The organism is Actinophytocola xinjiangensis (assembly GCF_001921215.1).
Classification (GTDB): Bacteria; Actinomycetota; Actinomycetes; order Mycobacteriales; family Pseudonocardiaceae; genus Actinophytocola; species Actinophytocola xinjiangensis.
The window spans coordinates 140,748-162,361 of the sequence record NZ_MSIF01000004.1 but is presented as its reverse complement, the minus strand read 5'-3'; the positions used below and the strand labels follow the sequence as shown (position 1 = coordinate 162,361).

Here is a 21,614-nt window from a genome sequence, read left to right as displayed (position 1 = left end):
GAGTTCTCCTCGCGGAACGTGCGGTGTGGCGCTCTGCGGCTGGTGGTTCTGCCACGGCGCGGTGCGTTGACGACCGTAGGAACTCCGACCCCCCACCGACATCGGGGATGACTCCGAGTCGTGACAGCACCTCATAGGGCGATCAATCGTTCACCCGTTAGGGGGTTAGGGGATGGCCAACTAACCCACTCGGGGTTGCCCGATCCCGGGTCACCTTTGGTACGAACTACGAGCCTGAAGGTCACGGAGAGGACACGACCGCATGCCCTATGCCCTCGGGATCGATCTCGGCAGCGGCCGTGTCACGGCCGCGATCAGCCGAAACGACCACGAGCGCTGGCTGCCGCCGGAGGTCGTTCCCCTCGACGGCGACCCGGCCGGAGTGGCGTCGGTCCTGCACCTGACCGACGAGGGCGCGGTGGAGGTGGGGGCGGCGGCGACCGCCGTCCTCCCGACCAGGGCGGCCTGGGTGGCCCGGGGTGTCCCCGACCGGGTGGGCGACGAGATCCCCGTCACACTGGGCGGCCAGCCCTATCCCGCCGAGGTCCTGACCGCGGCGGTGGTGGGCTGGGTCGTGGACCAGGTGGAGGCGGCGGAGAGGGCTCCGGCCAGCCAGGTTGTGGTGACGCATCCGTCGAGCTGGGGTCCGCATCGGCGGGCGCTGTTGCTGGGCGCGTTGCGCGAGGTCGACCTCCCGGATCCCACACTGCTGCCCAGGCCGGTGGCGGTGGCCGAGTCACACGCGTCGACCCAACGCGTGGAGATCGGCGAGCACGTCGCGGTGTTGTCGTTGGGCGCGACCCGCTGCGGCACGGCGGTCCTGCGCCGGGGCTCGTTCGGCTTCGAACTGCGCACCCACACCGACACCGACGACGACGCCGCCGGCAACCAGTTCGACGACGTGTTGGCCGAGCACGTACTGAGCGCCCTCACCACGGCCCCGCGCACGAACGCCATGGCCACGTTGCGGGCCGCGTGCACCGCGGCGAAGGAGCGCCTGTCGACGGAGAAGTCGGTGTCGGTCTCCGGGGTTCGCGTGACCAGGGCCGAGTTCGAGGAACTCATCCGCCCGACGGTCGAGAACGCGGTCGAGTCGCTGCGCCGCACCATCCGGTCCACCCCCGACGCCCAGGTGGCGACGGTGGTGATGGCCGGCGCGAGCACCCACATCCCGCTGGTGGCCGAACTGACCGCCGCCGCCACCCGAGCCCGCGTGGTGATCGACAACCCCGAGACGTCGACCGCCCGTGGCGCCGCCGTCGCGGCGTCCCGGGTGGCCAAGCCCACGGTCCGCGCCACCGCCGTGACCATGGCCCCCGAACCCATCCCCCGATCAGCGATCACCCACACGGACCTCCTGCGCCTTGAGGACCTCCCTGAGGAGGACCTGACCGATCTGGGCCCGCCGCCCCCCAGGCCTCCCGTGGACATAGCTCCCCTGGATCCCCCCCGGCGCCGCCTCCTGGGCCTGCTCCCACCCCGCGCCCCCGCCCCTCCCGACACCGACGACGAGACCCCCGGCCCCAGGTCACGCAAACGCACCACCGACCACCTCTCCTCCTCCGACGACGAGGACCGCGGCATCTCCACCCGAGACGGCGAGTCGGACTACTTCTCCGCCCTGGGCGAGCGGGACCGCCGCACTCCGCCTCGCAGGCCCCCCACCCACGACAACCAGCCCGACCAGTTCCCCCTCCCCGACAACGAGAACCGCCGCACCCCATCACGCAGGACCTTCGCCGGGGACGACCAGGACCGTCGCCGCACCCGGTCACGTCAACGCGCGCCGTCCACCGCCGACGACCAGGACCTCCTCGCCCGCTCCCGCGACGACCGGACCATCGAGCCCGAGCTGGAACCCGAACCCCCACTGCTGACCCACAACGACTTCCCCGGCCTCGACATCGAGCCCCCCGCCGATGCCCCCGAGGGCCCGCCCCACCGGCCACGAGCCCACTACCCCGACGAACCGGACCTGGATCTCCCCGCGACCCACCCGCGCCGAAGGCGTCCCCCGATACCGGAGCCCCCCACCCCACAACGCCACCACCCCAGGTCCCAGCACCCCCACGACCCCGACCCGTGGGACCCCACCGACCCACCCGAGCCCCCACCCCTCCACCGCCGCCCCCGGGACACCTCCCCCCAACCCACGAACGAGCCCCCCATCAACACCGAAGCACCAGACCTGGCCGACACCACCGTGCACCCGTCCACCCCCCTGGACCGGCCCGCCGACCCCCCACTCCACAACGTCACCGAACCCCCCATCCCGCACCGCCGCCCCGCCCCCGACGACCCCCCGCCACGCCATCACCGAACCCCACCCACCGACCCCGCACCTCCCCATCCCCGCCACCACAGCACCAGCCCCGAACAACCACGCCACCCCACCGTCGCCGCCCGGCCAGCCGACGACAGCCCGCCCCACACCACCCGGCGACACCGAACCCACCACCGAACCGACACCGCCGCCCCCTCCGCCAACCACGCCACCGACCCCGACGCCCCCTACCCGCCCCACGCCGACCACACACCCCCTCTGGCCGACACCAACCACCCCGACATCGACAGCCCGGACCGCACCCACCACCCAGCCGACACCCACACCCCAAGCCACACCCACCACCCAGCCGACACCCACACCCCAAGCCACACCCACCACCCAACCGACGCCCACCCAACCCACCACACCGACACCCCAAGCCACACCCAGCCCAACCCACACCACCCGGCCGACACCGTCGCCCCCGACTCGGCCCACTCTGACCACCCACACCACACCCACCACCTGGCCGACGACCCGTACGGCACCCCAGCCACCGACGACCCACGCCGCGCCCGCTACCCGTCCGACGCCGGTGAGCAACGCCAGGCGCGGCGGACGGCCGGCGCGCGCGGCACCCGTCGAACCGCCGACGCCCCGGAACCGTCCCGGCACCGGCAGGTGGACGTCGACGAGGGCCGGCATGCCGTGGCCCCCGAGCCCCGGCGCCACCGGTACCGCGACCCCGAGGACACCGTCGAGCCGGCCGACCGCGACGGGGGCCACCGACGATGAACCCGATCCTCACCCCCGCCCTCGCCGAGCGGATCGCCGCGATCGCGGGTGACCGGCGGCCCGGCGCGCATCTGGGCATCGTCGCGCCCGGCGGGTACGGCAAGACGACGCTGCTGCGCCGCGTCGGGGCCGCGATCCGGGAAGCCACCGGTGTCGAACCGGTCATCGGGCTGCCGCCGTTCGACCAGGTCAGCGGCGAGGTCCTGCTCGTCGACGACGCCCACCAGCTCGACGACACCGACCTGCGGGAGCTGCGCCGGCTGGCCACGGCGTCACCGGTTCGGCTGGTGGTCGCGGCGCGGCCGTGGCCGCGGGCGTCGTCGCTGGCCGAGCTGCTCGACCTCGCCCAGGACCACCTGCTGCCGACCGCTCTCGACCCGGCGCAGGTCCGTGAGCTGCTGCCGAAACGGTTGCGCACCGACCGGCACGTCGACTTCGTGCACACGCAGACCGCCGGTGTCCCCGCCTTCGTCGCCCGGTTGGCGCGCACGCTGGACACCGATCTCGACGTGCCGGCGCCCGCGCTCGCCGAGTTCCGTCACGAGCTGAGCCGGCTCGACGAGCGGGTGCTGCGGTTCCTGCTGGCCGCCGACGCCGGGGTGGGGCTGAACCTGGATCTGCTCGCCGACCTGCTGGACACGGCCGCCGGCACGGTGAGCGAGGTCGTCGAGGCGGCCAGGGCGACCGGGCTGGTCGGCACGGCCGGCAGCCTGGTGCCGATCGCGCAGCGGGCGATCCGCGCCCAGGTCCCGGTCGAGCGCCGGGTGTGGATCAGGCAGCGGCTCGCCGAGGCGCGGCTCGCGCGCGGCGGGCAGGTCCTGCCGCTGATGCGTCCGCTGGTGAACACCGGCATCGGCGGGGACAACGCGGCGGCCGCGTTCGAGGCGGCCGCGGCGGAGGCGTTGCCGACCGATCCGGCGCTGGCGGCGAACCTGTACGCGGCGGCGGTGACCGCCGGTCGCGCGCCGGTGGCGGTCGGGGCGCGGCGGGCACACGCGCTGGCCCTGGCCGGTGACCTGGACGGGGCCCTGCGGCTGGCCGACCAGGTGCTCACCACCGAACAGGCACCCGACCGGACCACGGCCGCCACGGTCGCCGCCGCCGCGCTCGCCCACCGGGGGCAGTTGGGGCGCAGTGCCGAGCTGTACCGGTGGGCCGGGTCGAGCCAGTTCGCCGCGCTCGGCTCGACCGGTGTCGGTGAGCTGGTCGACGCCGCCGGCGAGACCGGCCCGCCGACGTCGCTGTCGAGTGCGATTTCCCTGATGGCCCAAGGACTTCACGAGTCGGTGACCGGGCAGCCGACGACCGCCCTGTCCACGGTGGTCCGTGCGGCGACGACGCTGGAGCCGGTGGGCCGGGCGGTGTTGCTGCCGGACAGTCCGGCGGCGCTCGGCGCACTGCTTGCCCTGCACTACGCGGAGCTGGGCACGGCGAAGTCGTTGCTGGAGCGGGCGATCGCCGCCGGCACCGGCGGTGCGCCGTTCGTCGTGCGGCACCGGCTGCTGCTCGCCTGGACCGCGATGGCCGGCGGCGACCTGCCCCGGGCGGCCGAGGGGCTGGCCGCCGCGTGCCGCACGCGCGGCGGTCTCGAACCGAGGGACCGGCTGTTCGCGGTCGCCATCGAGACCGGGTTGGCGCGGCGGGCCGGGGACGCCGCCGCGCTCGGGCATGCCTGGTCCCAGGCGGGGGAGGCGATCCTGCGGCACCCGGTCGACCTGTTCACGTTCCTGCCGTTGGGTGAGCTGGCGATGGCCGCCGCGAAGCTGCGCGACGAGAGCCGGCTGGTCGCGCAGCTCACCGAGGCCCGCACACTGCTCAAGTCGCTGGGTGATCCGCCGCTGTGGGCGATGCCGCTGTGGTGGAGCGGTCTGCACGCCGCGCTCATCGCCGGCCGGCCCGAGGTCGCGGCCGAGCACGCCGAGGCGATGGCCTCGGCCGCGGCCGGTGACGAGCAGTTCGCGGTGCTGGCCGGGGCCGCGCGGTGTTGGCTGGAGGTGTCCGCCGGCGCGGTCGAGCCGGACGCGGTGGAGGGGGCGGCCCGCGCGTTGCAGGGCATCGGGTTGACCTGGGACGCCGCCCGGCTGGCCGGCAACGCGGCGACCAGGACGACCGACCGCGCGGCGATGGTCCGGCTGCTGGACTGCGCGCGGATGATCCAGGGCAAGCCGGTGTCCGCCCGCCGGTCGGTCACCTCGGAACGGCCGGGTGACGAGCAGTTGGCGGTGAACCTGAGCGACCGGGAGCTGCAGGTGGCCGAGCTGGTGGTGTCCGGGCTGACCTACAAGGATGTGGGTGACAGGCTGTTCATCTCGGCCAAGACGGTGGAGCACCACGTGGCACGGATGCGTCAACGGCTCGGCGCGTCCAGTCGCAGCGAGTTGCTCTCCCAGCTGCGGAGCCTCGTGGGGAGTGCCGGTGTACGGGAGTGAGCGGGCGCGGCTGGTCGCCGCGGGACGGCGGTTGGCCGAGGGCGGGCTGGTGGTCGGGACGGCCGGGAACCTGTCGGCGCGTGTCGGTGACCACGTCATCGTCACCGGTTCGGGCACCGATCTCGGGGCGCTGACCCCCGAGCTGCTGTCGGTGGTCGACCTCGACGGCACGGTCGTCGCCGGTGACCGGCGGCCGACCTCGGAGCTGCCGCTGCACCTGGCGATCTACGAGCACACCGAGGCGCGGGCGGTCGCGCACGCGCACGCGTTGTCGTCGATCGCGGTGGGCCTGTGCCACGACGTGCTGCCGCCGGTGCACTACATGACGGTGATGGTGGGCGGCGTGGTGCGGGTCGCCCCGTACGCGACGTTCGGCACGGACGAGCTCGCCGACGGGGTGCGCGCGGCGCTGGCCGACCGGAGCGCGGCGTTGCTGCGCAACCACGGGTCGGTGGCCTACGGGGCCGGGGTGGAGCAGGCGTGCGAGCGGCTGGAGCTGGTCGAGTGGCTGGCGGAGGCGTATCGGCGGGCGGCGGCGATCGGCGAGCCCCGGCTGCTCGACGACGCTGAGTTGGCTGCCGCGCGGGCCCAGTTCACCCGGCTTGACTACGGCCGCCGGGACGGGTGAGCGGATAAGCTCGATCGTTGACCCACTCGCCAACACGACGGAGGCGACGATGGTGTCCGTGCTGATCGTCGGTGCCGGCTTCGGCGGCATCGGGGTGGCCGTCGAGCTGCGCCGGGCGGGGTTCACCGATGTCACGGTGGTGGAGAAGGCCGACGAGTTGGGCGGGGTGTGGCGGGACAACACCTATCCGGGCGCGGGGTGTGACATCCCGTCGCCGTACTACTCGTACTCCTACGCACCGAACTCCCGGTGGCCGACGCGGTACTCGGAACAGCCGGAGATCAAGGAGTACCTGGCGCGGGTCGCCGACCGGTTCGGGATCCGGCCGCGCTACGGCGTCGAGGTGACCTCGGCGGAGTTCACCGACGGCCGCTGGCTGGCGCGCACCGCGGCGGGTGGGCGGCTGGGGGCCGACGTGCTGGTGTTCGCTCTCGGTCAGCTGTCGCGCCCGGCGATGCCGGACATCCCGGGCCGGGATTCGTTCGCCGGCAGGAGTTTCCATTCGGCGCGCTGGGACCATGACTGTGATCTGACGGGCCGCCGGGTGGCGGTGGTCGGCACGGGGGCGAGCGCGGTCCAGTTCGTGCCGAAGGTGCGGGAGCGGGCGGCGACGCTGACGGTGTTCCAGCGCAGCGCGCCGTGGGTGCTGCCGAAACCGGACGTGGCCTACGGCGATCGGTGGCGTCGTTCGCGGGTGGCGCAGCGGGTGGAGCGCGGGTTCTTCTGGTCGCTCGGTGAGGTGGCGGCGTTCGGTCTGCGCGGCAACCGGGCGGTGACCAGGACGGTGGAGTGGCTGGCGGGGCGGCATCTGCGCCGTCAGGTCGCGGATCCGTGGTTGCGGGACCTGCTGGTGCCGGACTACCGGATCGGCTGCAAACGTGTGCTGTTCTCGAACGACTATCTGCCGGCGCTGCAACAGCCGAACGTGTCCCTGCGCACGGAGGCGATCACCGAGATCACCCCGGCGGGCCTGAGAACGGCCGACGGCACCGAGCACGCCGCGGACGTGATCGTCTACGGCACGGGTTTCCGCGCGACGGAGTTCCTCGCCCCGGTCGACGTGCGTGGTGCGGGCGGCCGGTCGCTGGCGCAGGCGTGGACCGGTGGGGCGCGTGCGTATCTCGGGATGACGGTGCCAGACTTCCCCAACATGTTCCTGATGTACGGGCCGAACACGAACCTCGGCTCGGGCTCGATCGTCTACATGTTGGAGCGGCAGGCGCGCTACGTCCGCCAGGCGGTGGAGCGTGTCGCCGCCGAGGGGTCCTGTCTGGATGTCCGCCCGGAGGTCGCCGACCGGTTCGACGCCGAGGTGCAGCGCCGGCTGGCGAGAAGCACGTGGTCGTTGTGCCGCAGTTGGTATCGGGAGGCCGACGGCCGGGTGTCCACGAACTGGCCCGGCCTGGTGAGCGAGTACCACCGGCGAACCAGAACCCTTGACCCGACGGACTTCCGGTGGCGGCGATGAGCGCACCCGAGCCGCGCTGGCGGCGCCTGGAACCTGACCAGCGACGCGAACAGATCCTGGCCTGCGCCACGGAGTTGTTCGGCGAACGTCCGTTCGCGTCGGTGTCGACGACGGAGTTGGCGGCGCGCGCGGGCGTGGCCCGAGGGTTGATCAACCACTATTTCGGCACCAACGGGCCCTGTACCTGGAGGTCGTCCGACGCATGGTGACGATTCCCCAGGTGGCGGTGGATCAGCTGCCCCACGGGACGGTGGAGGAGCGGATCGACGCGTCGGTGTCCTGGTTCCTCGACGGCGTGAGCCGGCACAGCAGGACGTGGTTGGCGGCGGTCGGCGCGGAGAGCGCCGACCCGGACGTGCAACGCATCCTCGCCGAGGCCGACGAACGCGCCGCCGACCGTGTTCTCGACGCGACCGGCCTGGCCGACACCGCCCCGCACCGCGACGAACTCCGCGCGACGATCCGCGCCTACGGCGGCATGGTGAAGGCGGCGGCCCGGGAGTGGCTGGTGCGCGGCTCCCTGACCCGCGACCAGGTGCATCTGCTGCTGTCCAGGACGCTGCTGTCGATCGTCCGGGACACCGCCCCGAACCTGTCCGCCCGGTGAGGCGGTACCCGAAGGAGGACCAGCGCGCCCTGGCCACCTGGTCCGCCGACTGCGCCGAACGCGTCCTTCCCCTGTTCGAACAGGCCCACCCCGACGACCGGAGACCGAGACAGGCCATCGACGCGTGCCGCGAGTGGGTACGCACCGGTGTCTTCGCGATGTCGACCATCCGCACCGCGTCCCTCAACGCCCACGCCGCCGCCCGGGCGGCCAAGCCGACGAACGAGGCCGCCTGCCTGGCCGCCCGCGCCGCCGGCCAGGCCGTGGCAACGGCCCACGTCCCACAACACGCCTTCGGCGGCTCGTACTACGCCCTCAAGGCTCTCGCCGCCGCTGCCGCCGACCGGGCCGACGCCGAGACCACCGCCCGGGCCGAGCGTGAGTGGCAGGCCAGCCAGCTCCCGGCTGACCTGAGGCAGGAGTTCCTCGAGCGCATCGTCGTGGAAGTCCGCCGCAACGGCGTCGTCGTGACCCTCCGGAAGGACGGCGACTTCTGACCAGCTCCCCCCGCCTTTCCGCACCGTCGCCCTCACACACAGCCGTCCGGCGCGAGACCCGGCCGGCTCACCCCGCCCGCGGCCCCGGATGCCCTCCGGTCCGCCACGATCACCACGCCACCCCTGGTTAACCCGGGTGCCCTCCGGGGGCGGTTGTGCGACAGTGTCCAGCGTGTTGATCAGGCGTGAGCTGGCAGATGATGTCCAGGCCGTTGATGCGATCCACCGTGCCGCTTTTGACGGCGAGGTGGAGGCGAAGCTCGTCACCGCGCTTCGCGCGGACGCCGGTTGGCTGCCGGCGCTGTCGCTGGTCGCCGTCGACGAGGGCGAGGTGGTCGGCCACGTCGTGTGTACGCGGGCGACGGTCGAGGACGTGCCGGCTCTGGGCCTGGGCCCGCTCGGCGTGCTGCCGGCGCGGCAACGCGACGGTTTCGGTTCGGCACTGATGCACGCGGTTCTCGGCGCGGCGGACGCGTTGGACGAGCAGGTCGTGGTGTTGCTCGGCCACACCGACTACTACCCGCGTTTCGGCTTCCGCCCTGCTCTCGAGCTCGGCATCACACCGCCCGACCCCACGTGGGGAGCCCATTTCCAGGCGCGACCGCTGACCGCCTACCGGCCAACGACGCGCGGTTCGTTCACCTACGCTGCTCCCTTCCAGGAATTGGACTAGGACTTTCGTCCCCACGGCTTTCTTTCCAGCGGTTTTCTTCCCAGCCGGATGAGCTGGGCGCACACCACAGCTGGCCGGGATCTCCCCGACGGCGTCGAGTTCCAGCACGCTCCGAAGACTCGGTCTTTCTGTTTCGGCTCCCGTGCGCGCGGCGGCCTGATCACCTCCTTCCAGTTTGATGTCGACGTCGCCGGCCCGCTCCGGACGCTTCGCAACGGGTCACGCGGGCCGAGTGGTCCTGTTTCTCGCCTGTTCGTCCAGAAACTAGATTGAGCGGTCGTGACCCACTCCCCTGTCGCGCCGCCCATCACTCAGGATGATCTGGCCGCGTTCGCCACGTGGTTGCTGGGCGACCTGCGCGACAACACCGACCGCGCCAAGTTCGCTGAGTGGCTGGTCGCACGTGCGCTGGGTGCGGACACCACCCACCCACGCGATCCCTGGGCCGGCTGGGACGTCCTGACGCCTGACGGCATCACCGTTGAGGTCAAGTGCACCGGCCTGCTGCAGAGCTGGTCGTCGACCACACCGAGCCCACCTGGCTACCACCGCCTGATCACCCGCGCTCCCGAGGCGTCCCAGGGCGAACCGCCCGCTGTCCGGGCCCAGGTGTACGTCTTCGGTGTGCACCTCTGCCGAGACAGCACCGCCTACAACGTCCTCGACGTGACGCAGTGGGAGTTCCGCGTGGTTCCTGGCCGTGTCGTCGCCGCCTGGAACCAGAAGAGCATCCGCCTCGCGGTCCTGCAGGAACGCGGCTACACCGCCATCACCTACGCCGACCTGGCCCAGGCGGTGACAGCCGCGGCGGCCACACCGCGCTGAACCCAGTCCGGCGGTGGCAGCAGCGAGATGCGCACCGCCGCACCGCCGCACCGCCGCACCGCCGCACCGCCGCACCGCCGCACCGCCGCACCGCCGCACCGCCGCACCGAAGTGTGTGCTGGGTGGGGGATGTGTCCGCAACGGCGGCCCTGGTCGGGGCAGGAAGGGATTCGACTGTCCGGGCAGTCGAACCGAATCCCGTCCTCATCGCGCTGAACATCGTGACCAGCCCGGTCATCCACGCCCGGTGGGGTACCAGGGCCCAGCCGGCCGAGCCCAAGCCCGGGGCCGGGGCCGCGCTCACGCGCCAAGCGTGCCCACCACGTTGCCCTTGCCTGCAGACGCGGCGCTGTTCGGTTTCGGCACCTGCGGGATGGTCGGCTCGGATGGAGGTGTTGTCGGACAGCTCTGGCCCGGGTGCGGAGGCAAGGTCACGGGGGTGGATCTCAGGCCGGTTCGGGAATCAGGGACAGTTCAGATAGACCTCCTCGGTGTGGGCGAATTCCGGTTGGGTGTGGGCAGTGCTAGCAGAACGTGGTTGTCAGGGCGGGTAACAGGTTGACCGGTGGGATCGGCAACTCGTTGGCCAGGTCCGCTCTGATGTCGTACAGGTTCAGGGCCAGCACCAGTTGGTGGTTGGCGTCCTCGGTGATCAGGGAATAGCTGTGGTAGCCGGGGCCGCCTCCGGTGTTGCCCCAGAGTGATCTCGTGGTGCCGTCCGGGCAGGGCAGGGTGCGCCGTTCGACGCCGAGTCCGTAGTCGGTCAGGGAGTTGACCGGGACTGTCGTCTTCAGCTCCCGCAGGAGATCTGGCGGTAACAACGTGCCGTCGAACAGTGCGCGGTGGAACCGTGCCAGGTCGTCCACTGTGGAGATCATGGCGCCCGCCGTCCAGTCGTAGGACGGGCTGAAGATCGTGACGTCCTTTCGTGCGAAGTCGTAGCCACGGAGGTGCCGGCCGTGGATTCGGGGGTCGGACAACGGGAACGACGTGTGCACGAGGTGCAGCGGTACCAGGATTCGCTGGTACACCTGCAACACCGCGCTGCGGCCGGTGACGTGCTCGATCAGCATGCCGGCCACCAGGTAGTTGGTGTTGGAGTAGCTGTGGCGGGTGCCGGGCGGCGCGGTCAGCGGGTGAGCCGCCGCTGCCGCCACGATGTCGCGCGGTCGGTAGACGTGGGCCGGGTCAGCCAGAACGGGCTCCCAGAACTCGGGGTTGTCCGTAGGGTCGCGGAGTCCGCTGGTGTGGTTGAGCAGTTGGCGCACGGTGATCGGGCGATCGCCGACCACACCGGGTAACCAGTGTTCGACCGGGGTGTCCAGCGTCAGGCGTTGTTCACCGACAAGTTGGAGGACGACGGCGGCGGTGAAGGCCTTGGTGTTGCTGGCGATGCGGAAGCGATGGTCCGGGGTCGCCTTCTCACCGGTGGCCAGGTCGGCGAAGCCGGCCACCTCGTGGCTGCTGTCGATACCTGATCTCGTGTAGGCGATCGCGGCCGGGAAGCCGGCGACCACCATGTCGTGGACCGCGTGCCGTAGCGGCAGGTCCGGCACCGGTGTGCCGGACACTGTCGCCAACGCGGCGAGTACGCCGACCATCGCGAGCATCTCCTTCTCCCCGCTGTGGAAAGGCCCGGGGTGGGCTTCGGTTTCCACTGTGCAGGGTTGGGGCGGCTCGGACCATGGGGTAAACCGCAGACTTGGGGTGTGGTTTACCGTAATTCTGGGGAGGGGATTTCCCTACTCCACAATGGACGATAACGGGGTTTCGGCCGCCCCTGCCCACTCCCGCGTGGCCCTCACCTGGTCGAATGAGCTCATGAACTGGCTTCTGTTCGACTATGGCGAAGTGCTCACCCGCCCGCCGTCGCCCGAGGTCGGCGCGCTGATCGCGGCCGAGTTCGACGTTCCGGTCACGCGACTGTGGCCCGCGTACTGGCACGACCGCGAACGCTACGACCGTGGTGTCGTGGACGCCGGGACCTACTGGCGTTCGGTGGCCGACCAGTTGGACACCGACGCCCCCCTCGGCGCCGACCTCGACCGGGTGGTCGACCTCGACCAGCGGGCGTGGCTCGACGTCGACCCCGACATGATCGCGCTGCTGGAGGAACTGGCCGCCGAGACCCCGCTGGCGATGTTGTCCAACGCGCCGACCGAACTGGCGGACCGGGTCGACGACGCGCCGTGGGCGGGCCTGTTCAGACACCGGTTCTTCAGCTCCCGGCTCCGCCTCACCAAGCCCGACCCCCGGATCTTCACGCAGGTCTGCGAACGGCTGGACACCACCCCGTCGGAGGTGCTGTTCGTCGACGACCGCGAGGTCAACGTGGCCGCGGCCACCGAACTCGGGATGCGCGCGGTGCGGTTCACCGGCGTCGAGCGACTGCGCGCCGACCTGCGTCGATGACCACCCGGCTCACTCGTCCCGCGGGCTGGTCGGTACGGCGGTGTCGCTGAGCGGGTTGAGCGTGGCCCGTCCGGCGCTGGTCATCCGGACGCGGGCGCCCGAGCGTGTTGACCCTGTCGCGACGTCAGGGTCTTGACTGGGCGTATGCGTATCGGGGAGTTGGCGGCGGCGGCCGGGGTGTCGGTCCGGGCGGTGCGGCACTACCACCGTCGCGGGCTGCTCCCCGAGCCGCCTCGGCGGGCGAACGGCTACCGGCGGTACGGCCTGCGGGACGTGATCACGTTGGCCAGGATCCGCCGGCTGGCCGAACTCGGCCTCAGCCTCGACGAGGTCGCCGACGCGCTCGCCGACGACACCGGCCGTGACCTGTTCGAGATGCTGGTCGAGCTCGACGGCGACCTCGCCAGGCAGCAGGAGGCTCTGGCGCTGCGCCGGTCGCGGCTCGGCGAGCTGATCGAACGCGCCCGGGAAGGCCGGCTGCACGCCGACGACACGGTGTCCGCCGAGTTGCGTTCGGTGCTGGACACGGTCGCGCCCACGCCGCTGGCGCCGAGGGAACGTGAGCTGCTGACGTTGCTGGACGGCAACCCGGACCGTGACCGGGTCGTCGCCGCGATGCCGCCGGCCGACCCTGACCTGCACCGCCGCCTGGAGGCCCTGGCCGACGCGACGGTCGACGACCCGCGCATACCGACCCTGGCCGACGACCTCGCCGCCTCGTTCCCCCCGGACCTGCGGGCGATGGTCACCGACCCGGCCAACCCCCTGGACGCCTTCGGCGACGCCGTCCTCGACTCGCTGCGGCCGGCCCAGGCCGAGGTGATCCGGCGCGCCCTGCACCAGTTGGCCCGGCCGTGATCCCGTACGGGCAACCAGCGCGCCGTGGCGGGTTGTCCGAGCCGGCAGAGCGGCCGCGGATGTGGTCCAGTCCCGAACCAGCGAGCGGTCGACCACCGAACGCGGCTCGATCGGCAGCCCGCGCCGACTCCGTCCCGCCGAAAGCCGGAGACATGCTCGCGACCCGGTTCGCCGGGCCTACCTCAACTCTGACCGCGGGCCGGGGACTTCGGTGGTGCCGGCGCCAGGGCAACCGGACCGTCCCGGGCGAAGCCGACTGCCGGCCACGTGAGCGGGACGGTGGCGTCATGAGTGGATTTCCGAGGGGTGTGACGGATGCGGATCGGCACGGTGACGGCGGCGGCGGTGCGTGTCGCGCGGTCGCAGGCGGCGTTGTGGCACTGGGTGCGTCGCCGGCGGGTCGGGGTCGGGGCGCGGGACGTCGCCATCGGGCACGCCCGGGAGCGGACGCCGATGCTGCTGGCGCTGGCCGGGGTCCTGACGCTGGAGACCGCCGTCGTCGGCATGCTGGTGCCCTGGCCGGTCGTGCATGTGCTGGATCTGGTGGCGTTGCTGCAGGTCGTGGGGATCGCGGCGGTGGGGGTCACGTATCCGCACGTTGTCGGGGGCGGAGAACTGGTGGTGCGCGACGGCGTGTCCTTCGCGTTTCGGGTGCCGCTGGAGTTGGTCGTCTCGGTGCGGGTGTCCGGCCGGTCGCACACGGGCCGGGCACGGCACGTCACCGACGGGGAACTTGTTGTGGCCGTGGACAATCGGACGGATGTGGTGGTGTGTCTGGCCGAGCCCGTCGCGGGGGTGGAGCGGGTGCGGTTCCGGGCCGACGACCCGGCTCAGGCGGTCAGCGCGATTGCGGCAGCCGTACCGAACCGCGCTTGACCGAGCGGGCTGACGGCGGCGGCACGACCGGGCCGATGTCACCGTCCGGGGCCTCGTCGAGGTCGACGATCAGCGGGGCGTGGTCGCTGGGGCCGGTGCCCTTGCGGGCGTGCCGGTCCACCCACGCGGCCCGCACCCGCCCCGCCACCGGCGACGTCGCCAGGACCAGGTCGATCCGCATGCCCAGGTCCTTGGGGAACATGCCGGCGCGGTAGTCCCAGTAGGTGAACACGCGCTCGTCGGGCCACCGGTCGCGGACGACGTCGTGCAGGCCCAGCTCACGCAGTGACGTGAGCGCCGCGCGTTCGGGCTCGGTGACGTGTGTCTGGCCGACGTAGGCCGCCGGGTCGAACACGTCGGCGTCGGTGGGGGCGATGTTCATGTCGCCGCACACGATCGTGTCGGTCGGGGCGGCGGCGACCACGTCACGCAGCGCCGCCAGCCAGGCGAGCTTGTAGCGGTAGTGGTCGGAGTCCGGTTCGCGGCCGTTGGGCACGTACAGACAGTGGATCCGCACCCCGCCGCAGGTCGCCGCCAGTGCCCTGGCCTCGGGGTCCGGGAAGCCGGGTGCGCCCTCGACACCGCGCACCACGTCGTCCAGGCCGACGCGGGACAGGATCGCCACCCCGTTCCACCGCGCCTCGCCGTACGCGGCGACCTCGTAGCCCCGGCTGGCGAGTTCGTCGTCGAGCAGGTCGGCGAAGACGTCGTCGGGGACCTTCGTCTCCTGCAGGCACAGCACGTCCGGCTGCCGCTGGTCCAGCCACGGCAGGAACCGCGGCAGCCGCTGCTTGACCGAGTTCACGTTCCACGTCACGACCCGCACCCGCCCAGGCTAGACGGGAACGGGCGTTCAGGCCGGGGCGGTCCACACCTGGTTGGGCTCGCCGTGGCAGGTCCAGATCGTGAGCTGGATACCGTCGTCGGTCTGGCTGGCCGGCACGTCAAGGCACTTGTTCGACTTGGCGTTGATGATCCAGCCCTCGGACGTGACGGTCCACTGCTGGGCCGGTGTGCCGTTGCACCCGTAGAGCTGCACCTTGGCGCCGTCGTTGGTGTCCCCGCCGGTCACGTCGAGGCATTTGCCGAGGCTCTGCATGGTGCCGTCCTGCGCGAACACCCACAGCTGCGCGTCGGTCCCGTTGCATTCGTGCAGTTGTACGGGTGTTCCGTCGGCGGGTTCGGCGCCGGCGACGTCCACGCACTTGCCCGCCAGGCCACTGACCTGCCCCGTCGGCACCGGCGGTGTGGTCGTGGTGGTGGTCGTCGTCGTGGTGGTCGTGGTGGTCGTTGTCGGTGCGACCGAGGTGGGCGGGGCGGTGGAGGGCTGCTGACTGGCCCGGATCGGCCGGTCGGGGGTCAGCGCGTTGAACATGATGATCGCGAACAGGATGGTCGCCACGACCGCGGCGCCGGAGATGACCGCCCACCGGTCCGGCTTCCAGCGTTTCGACGTGGGCTTGGACGTGGGCTTCGGTTCGGTCGGTGTGGTTCTTCGGGCGGCCGGCGCGGTGGCCTTCGGCACCCGCGAGGAGGACGGCGTCGAGAGCCGCGCCGCCGTGACCGGGGAGATACGCATCGTGGGCGACTCCGCCGGTGCCACCGGCCGCACCCCCGACTGTGACAGCGGCGAGGACACCGGCGAGGACACCGGCGAGGCGCTGGCCGCCAGCCGCGCCACCTCGGCCTTCCGTTCGCCCAGCAGCCCCTGCACCAGCGACGGCCAGCCGGCCACTCCGGGCCCGACCAGCGCCCGCAGTTCCTCGGGTGTCGGCCGTTCCCGAGGGTCCCTGGCGAAGCAGGCCGACAGGAACAGTCGCACCCGCGAGGGCAGCGACGAGGACAGCGTCGGCTGCGCGCCCAGGATGTCGGTCAGCGTGTCGGCCCGACTTTCCCCGCCGAACGCGCCGCGCCCGGTGGCGGCCGTGTGCAGCACCGCCCCCAGGGAGAACACGTCGCTGGCCGGTGTCAGTGGCCGCCCGCCGGCCTGTTCGGGTGACATGAACCCGGGGGCGGCCACCGCCTGGCTGACGTCGTGGTCGACCGCGCGGGCGACACCGAAGTCGAGCAGCCGGATGCCGTCCTCGGTGAGCCACACGTTCTCCGGTGTGAGGTCGCGGTGCACCAGCCCGGCCCGGTGCAGGGCCGACAGCCCGCTGAGCAGGCCCGCTGTCAGGCTCCACAGCGCGTCCTCGCCGAGCAGCACGCCGCGTTCCACCACTCGCCGCAGCGACACCCCCGGCGGGTGGTCCACCGCGACCCACGGCACCCCGTCGGCCTGACCTGCGTCGACGACCGCCGCGATGTGCGGGTCGACGACCGTGCGCAGCGCGGCGACCTCCCGCGCGAACCGCCGCGCGAACCCGTCGTCGGCGGCGACCAGACGCGCGCTGACCAGCTTCATCGCCGCCAGCCGCCCGTCGGGCCCGCCGGCGAGCATGACCGCGCCCATCTCGTCCACGTCCAGTTCGGCGAGCAACCGGTACGCCCCGACCTGTCTCGGGTCCGAGTCCCCGAGTGACCTCACGTTCGACCTCCTACCGCTACGCCACCTCGGGCTGGGAGCCTGCCACAATCCGTGCGCACGATTCAGGCTGTTCGCCATCGGGCCCCGTGACCCTGGTCGCCAGAGGCTAGGCCGACGCGCCACCACACCCAAGCCCTGCTTCCATCCGGACGCTTCCACTGTGGCCACCGTCACATAGAGCAACAGCCTCCTCACGCAACGAGAACCGCTACGCAACACCACCAAGATCGCGCTGGTGATCCCACCGCCAACGGGAGTCAAAGAGATAGCGACGCGTCACGTCGCCAATTCACGTACCAGGGAACGTATCTGTATTCGTCACCAACGAAGAATCTCCAACAACAAACCTGGGACCTCACCAATCGGACTCACTGCCCAGTGACCGGACGTGTTCGGCCGCGATCAGCGGGTGTCCAATCTTGCTTCCGGGGTGTAACACCGTCGTGCCGGTCGGCGACGAACAGCCGAGCAGTCACTCCGTCGAAGGTCCATCATGTCTTTCTATCTGCGCACAAGCGTCAAAGTCGGTCCGGTGCGGGTAAGCATGTCGCGCGCCGGGCTGGGAGCCTCGGTCGGTGTTCCCGGATTCCGACTCGGCTCCGGGCCCCGTGGCACCTACGTCTCACTCGGAGGCGGGGTGGTGTCATACCGAACCACCGTCCGTTCACCACAAGGAAAAACGCGCACAGACTCGCGAACACGACCTTCTGACATACCCGCACCGAGCGAGGTTGTGCTATCCGACGTATCGGGCGCCACAACCCTCGAAATGACCGCGGCGGCATCAAGTGATCTGGTCACCCAACTCAACGACTCCGCGGGTTCACCACGGTTCTGGCCGTGGTGCCTCGCACTGACGCTCGTGCTCGCTTTCGTGTCACCTCTGACGTTGCTGGCCGGGGTGTCGCTGACCGTATGGCTCTTCTGGAAGGACGAACTTCGCCGGAAGGTCGTGGCGTTCTATGACGTGCACGGCGCGGAGGAGGCACAGCGCTTCCAACGACTTGTCGACGCTTTCGAACAGGCCGGCAAGGCCCAGCGCGCCTGGCAGGTTGTCGCTTCTGGATCCGTATCCACGACCCATCAACACAAGACCAACGCGGGCGCATCGGCGCTGGTCGAGCGATTGCCGTTGACGAGGGGAATCAGCGGGCCACCGAACCTGTCGTCCAATATTTCCATTCCCTCGCTCTCCACCACCCGTCGCTCAGTATATTTCCTGCCGGACAGGATCCTGATTCGGGACGGAAAACACTACGCGGACGTCGCGTACCGCGATTCACATACAGAAGCGGCGCCGCAGAGGTTCATTGAGGACGGCGCGGTACCGTCAGACTCCGAAATCGTGGGACACACCTGGCAGTACGTCAACGTGAAAGGCGGACCGGACCGCCGCTTCAAGAACAACCGGCAACTCCCGATTCTCCGATACGGTCGGTTGACGATTGCCGGGGAAGGTAGCTTTCAGGCAATCTTCGACTTCTCAACCACGGCCGCTGGCTCGGCACTGGCCAGTGCACTCACGGACATGGCGACGACCAAGCAGACTCGTCCGTGGACCGGGGTAGCGGCGCACCATCAGGCCGCGCCGCGAGACACGTTCCGGCCGCCAGCATCGATATCACGTCCCCCCACCGCCGCAACCGACAACGACCGGAACCGACAGTCGATGACGTCGACCACGGCGCCGCTCGCCCGGCGCCGCCTCTCCGCCGAAGGTCGTGTCCAGGTTGTCGGCGAGTCGCACTACCAGCCAGCACTTCGCCGACTGGCTCATGGAATCGAGATCGGAACCGACAGCCACCACCTACCCGTGGTCGCCATCCTCGTCCCGGAGACCGAGAACGCGTACGACCACAATGCCGTTCGGGTCGATGTCGCGACCCCCGCCGGCGCGGCGACGGTCGGCTATCTCAACCGTCACCAGGCCCCCGACTATCAGTCCGCCCTTCTCTCACTCAGGAACGCGGGCTACGTGGGAACCTGCCCCGGCCGAATAACCGGCGGTGGCCTCAACCGGTTCTATGGCCTGTACCTGCATCTCGCAGGAGCCGACGCGTTGCTCCTAGAGAATCACCTGGGAGACACCGACCTACTCGATCCGGCACGCCCCGTGACGGTGACGAAGGAGGAGAACCACCAGGCGGTTCTGTCTCGCTACCACTCCCCCTCCCGCGCCTTCACCCGGGTTGCCGCGCAGCTCGTGTCATCCACGGTTTCCGGTGGGAAGCACAAGGGCACTTACGGGATCGAGGTGCGCCTGGACGGCGACCGCGTCGGCGAACTCACCGCAGCGATGAGCGCGCGCTACCAGCAGCTCGTCGTCGCCGCAGTAAAACAATCCGGCCACACGGACTGCGAAGCGCTGATCACGCACGGCACCCGAGGTTTTCAGATCGACCTCCGTCTGCCCGCGACCGACTGAGCTCGGCTCGACCCATTGACCATTGTCTGATCAGAACTGGTGGGGCCGAAGGGAGTCGAACCCTCACTGGCTGGAACCTAAATCCAGTGCCTCTGCCGTTGGGCTACGGCCCCGGGCGCCGCCGGCGCCTCGCACAGGGTATCCAGGTCGGTACACGGTTGGTCCACGACATCGTCCTTCTTGTGGTTAGGATCCGACTACAAGCAGTGGCCAACGAACGCGGGTCGGGGCATGATCTGGGTACGATTGCGGTTTTTGCTGGTGACGCTGCTCGTCGGGTCGGTACTGACAGCGACGCCGGCGGGTGCGGTGACCGAACGGGTGGGTGAACGCCCGGCGGCGGGCGCCGAACGGCAGCTGCTGTACCCGGGTGGCGCCGCCTATCCGAGAGTGATCCGGCTGGAGCACAGCGGCGCGGCCAACGGTCGGGTTCTCGCCAGCGTCGGCAGTGTCGTCGACGGGGACTCGGCGGGGATCATTCTCGAAAGTGTCGACGGGGGCGTCACTTTCCACCACGTCGGCACGATCGCGGATCCCGCCGGGGCGGACGGGAAGGGCATGTGCTGCGGGTCGCTCTACGAGTTGCCGACGCGGGTCGGGCGGCTGCCGGCGGGCACGCTGCTGTGGGCGACGACGGCCGGCTACCGGGTGACACCCGGGGAGCGGGCCACCGCGCAACGGCTCTGGCACAGTCGCGATCTCGGCCGTACCTGGACGTTCACCTCGGACATCGCCGTGTCGCCCAACCAGTACAACGCCTGGGAGCCCGAGGTCTACGTCGACGCCGAGGGCTGGCTGGTCGCCCTCTACGCCGACGAGACCGACAAACCCGCCCACGACCAGAAGATCGTCCGCGTGCGTTCGCGGGACGGGGTGCACTGGTCGGAGCCCGTCGACACCGTGAAGAACCTGGACTTCTACGTGCGCCCGGGGATGCCGGGCGTGCGCCGGCTCGCCGACGGCACGTTCTTCCTCGTCTACGAGATGTGCAACCTCGACGAACCGCTGTGCTCCACGTACTTCCGAACATCACGAAACGGGTGGGACTTCGGTAACCCCCTCGACGTCGGCACTGGCGTACGCACGGTGGACGGGAAGTATCCTCGTCACACGCCGACCATCACGGTGAGTCCGACCGGCTCGATCCTGTTGGTCAGCGAGATGCTGGTCAACGGCGACGGCAGCCACGCACCCGGTAACGGAAAGACCATCCTGGTCAACGACCACGCCGGTGCTGGCCCGTGGCGGGAGATCCCCGCTCCGGTCGAAGTCCCCGACCCGAACAACGAAGCGTGCCGCAACTTCAGTCCCGCCGTCCTCGCCTCGACCGACGGCTCCAGCGTCCTGCATCTGGCCACCGACACCGTCGACGGCGTCTGCAAGGCCTTCTACGCGACCGGTCCCATCCCACCCCCCTGATCACCGGAAAGGACACACCGATGCGCACGCCCCGGCATGCGGTCGACAAGCTCGTCGACCGTTTCGAAGCCCGCGGCGTGTACGTCCCCGACGAGGACCACAAGGCGATCTCGCCGTGGCGTGACTTCGGCTGGTTGATCGCCACCTGGCTGGTCGCCGTCGCCGTGTTCGTCCTCTTCTTCGCCCTCGCGGCCTGATCACCCGCCCCGCTGCCGCCTGACCCCGCACCGGGTGTCCCCGATCACTTTCGGTGCCACTGTGGTCACAGGTCGGCCACGGCACGACACCAGGTCCGCTTCATCGACGGTGCACCAGGTGCGCCAACGGAATAGTGCATTCAGTCGTACAAACCTCCCCCAGGAAGGGGTACCCCCGTGCAGATCGCCAGACTCGCGGTCGCCGCGTGCGCGCTGCTGGTTCTGGTCGGATGCGGGATCGGCTACTCGTCACAGAACCCGCCGTCGAGCAGCGCGTCCCCCACCGCCGCCGCCGAGCGCTCCGAGTACCGGGCCTCCGACGGCGCGCGCAAGGTGCTCGGCAACGGCATCGTGCTGACGGTCTCCTCCCCGAAGTCCTTCACCCCCACCGACACCGCCTTCCCCCGGGCGCCGCGCGCGGTGGCCTTCGAGCTGACCGTCGACAACAACAGCACGGTCGCCTATCGGCCGGCGAGCCTGTCGTTCACGGCCGCCGCCGACGGTGAGCCGACCGAGCAGGTCATCGACTCCACCCAGGGCTACAACGGTCCGTCGGGCGCCACCGAGGAGGTCGCGCCGAACGACTCGCTGCGGATCATGGTCGCGTTCGCGACCTCGGAGGCCAGGAGCCGGCTGCGGGTCACGGTCCGGGCCGACGCCACGTCCTCCGCGCCGGTGCTGCTGTTCGACGGCGTCGTGTGATCACCGTCGG

General features: G+C 70.8%; 17 protein-coding genes, 1 tRNA gene and 2 pseudogenes. 16 read left to right on the top strand and 4 right to left on the bottom strand.

Annotation, left to right across the window (positions count from 1 at the left end):
• The first annotated feature begins 262 nt into the window (after positions 1-262).
• From BLA60_RS11230 to BLA60_RS11195, 8 genes and pseudogenes are all read left to right on the top strand, one after another.
• Positions 263-3,061, top strand: a complete 2,799-nt coding sequence (locus tag BLA60_RS11230; protein WP_075132764.1) for an Hsp70 family protein — start codon at positions 263-265, stop codon at positions 3,059-3,061.
• Complete coding sequence (locus BLA60_RS11225) at positions 3,058-5,490, top strand: helix-turn-helix transcriptional regulator (protein WP_075132763.1); 2,433 nt, start codon at positions 3,058-3,060, stop codon at positions 5,488-5,490. The genes BLA60_RS11230 and BLA60_RS11225 overlap by 4 nt, the downstream gene beginning before the upstream one ends.
• A complete protein-coding gene (locus BLA60_RS11220) occupies positions 5,477-6,118 on the top strand; it encodes a class II aldolase/adducin family protein (protein ID WP_075132981.1) in 642 nt (213 codons plus the stop codon). The genes BLA60_RS11225 and BLA60_RS11220 overlap by 14 nt, the downstream gene beginning before the upstream one ends.
• 49 nt (positions 6,119-6,167) lie before the next feature.
• Positions 6,168-7,586, top strand: coding sequence for a flavin-containing monooxygenase (locus BLA60_RS11215; protein ID WP_075132762.1), 1,419 nt, complete (start codon positions 6,168-6,170; stop codon positions 7,584-7,586).
• Positions 7,583-8,193, top strand: a pseudogene (locus BLA60_RS11210) (TetR/AcrR family transcriptional regulator). The gene BLA60_RS11215 and the pseudogene BLA60_RS11210 overlap by 4 nt, the downstream one beginning before the upstream one ends.
• Positions 8,190-8,690 carry a putative immunity protein gene (locus BLA60_RS46190; RefSeq protein WP_075132761.1) on the top strand — a complete coding sequence of 167 codons (501 nt, stop codon included), beginning with the start codon at positions 8,190-8,192 and terminating at the stop codon, positions 8,688-8,690. The pseudogene BLA60_RS11210 and the gene BLA60_RS46190 overlap by 4 nt, the downstream one beginning before the upstream one ends.
• Before the next feature lie 172 nt (positions 8,691-8,862).
• Positions 8,863-9,363 (top strand): GNAT family N-acetyltransferase, encoded by a 501-nt coding sequence (locus tag BLA60_RS11200; protein ID WP_075132980.1) that lies wholly within the window; start codon positions 8,863-8,865, stop codon positions 9,361-9,363.
• A 279-nt stretch (positions 9,364-9,642) separates the two neighbouring features.
• A complete protein-coding gene (locus BLA60_RS11195) occupies positions 9,643-10,188 on the top strand; it encodes a hypothetical protein (protein ID WP_075132760.1) in 546 nt (181 codons plus the stop codon).
• Positions 10,189-10,712: 524 nt separating this feature from the next.
• On the opposite strand, the gene BLA60_RS11185 is transcribed toward BLA60_RS11195, so the two are convergent.
• A complete protein-coding gene (locus BLA60_RS11185) occupies positions 10,713-11,798 on the bottom strand; it encodes a serine hydrolase domain-containing protein (RefSeq protein WP_075132759.1) in 1,086 nt (361 codons plus the stop codon).
• Between the two features lie 211 nt (positions 11,799-12,009).
• Between BLA60_RS11185 and BLA60_RS11180 the strand changes: the two genes are divergently transcribed.
• The 3 genes from BLA60_RS11180 (at position 12,010) to BLA60_RS11170 (ending at position 14,334) form a co-directional block, all read left to right on the top strand.
• A complete protein-coding gene (locus BLA60_RS11180) occupies positions 12,010-12,600 on the top strand; it encodes an HAD family hydrolase (protein WP_075132758.1) in 591 nt (196 codons plus the stop codon).
• 144 nt (positions 12,601-12,744) lie between these two features.
• Complete coding sequence (locus BLA60_RS11175; protein WP_075132757.1) at positions 12,745-13,458, top strand: MerR family transcriptional regulator; 714 nt, start codon at positions 12,745-12,747, stop codon at positions 13,456-13,458.
• A 315-nt stretch (positions 13,459-13,773) separates the two neighbouring features.
• Positions 13,774-14,334, top strand: a complete 561-nt coding sequence (locus BLA60_RS11170) for a hypothetical protein (protein WP_075132756.1) — start codon at positions 13,774-13,776, stop codon at positions 14,332-14,334.
• On the opposite strand, the gene BLA60_RS11165 is transcribed toward BLA60_RS11170, so the two are convergent.
• Positions 14,297-15,160: an exodeoxyribonuclease III gene (locus BLA60_RS11165; protein ID WP_075132755.1), complete on the bottom strand. Its 864-nt coding sequence runs from the start codon at positions 15,158-15,160 to the stop codon at positions 14,297-14,299. The two genes, BLA60_RS11170 and BLA60_RS11165, sit on opposite strands and share 38 nt — an antisense overlap.
• A 27-nt stretch (positions 15,161-15,187) precedes the next feature.
• Entirely contained in the window at positions 15,188-16,861 is a 1,674-nt protein-coding gene (locus BLA60_RS11160) for a serine/threonine-protein kinase (RefSeq protein WP_075132754.1), read from the bottom strand.
• A gap of 493 nt (positions 16,862-17,354) precedes the next feature.
• Between BLA60_RS11160 and BLA60_RS46525 the strand changes: the two are divergent.
• Together BLA60_RS46525 and BLA60_RS11155 are read left to right on the top strand one after the other, a co-directional pair.
• A pseudogene (locus BLA60_RS46525) lies at positions 17,355-17,483 on the top strand (DUF4236 domain-containing protein); the annotation flags it as partial.
• A 147-nt stretch (positions 17,484-17,630) separates the two neighbouring features.
• A complete protein-coding gene (locus BLA60_RS11155) occupies positions 17,631-19,286 on the top strand; it encodes an HIRAN domain-containing protein (protein WP_245811934.1) in 1,656 nt (551 codons plus the stop codon).
• A 37-nt stretch (positions 19,287-19,323) separates the two neighbouring features.
• On the opposite strand, the gene BLA60_RS11150 is transcribed toward BLA60_RS11155, so the two are convergent.
• A tRNA-Leu gene (locus BLA60_RS11150) sits at positions 19,324-19,399 on the bottom strand.
• A gap of 118 nt (positions 19,400-19,517) precedes the next feature.
• Here BLA60_RS11150 and BLA60_RS11145 point away from each other — a divergent pair.
• From BLA60_RS11145 to BLA60_RS11135, 3 genes are all read left to right on the top strand, one after another.
• Entirely contained in the window at positions 19,518-20,705 is a 1,188-nt protein-coding gene (locus tag BLA60_RS11145; RefSeq protein WP_075132752.1) for an exo-alpha-sialidase, read from the top strand.
• A gap of 20 nt (positions 20,706-20,725) precedes the next feature.
• Positions 20,726-20,902, top strand: a complete 177-nt coding sequence (locus BLA60_RS44535; RefSeq protein WP_170108393.1) for a hypothetical protein — start codon at positions 20,726-20,728, stop codon at positions 20,900-20,902.
• Positions 20,903-21,079: 177 nt separating this feature from the next.
• Positions 21,080-21,604, top strand: a complete 525-nt coding sequence (locus tag BLA60_RS11135) for a hypothetical protein (RefSeq protein WP_075132751.1) — start codon at positions 21,080-21,082, stop codon at positions 21,602-21,604.
• Positions 21,605-21,614 lie beyond the last annotated feature (10 nt).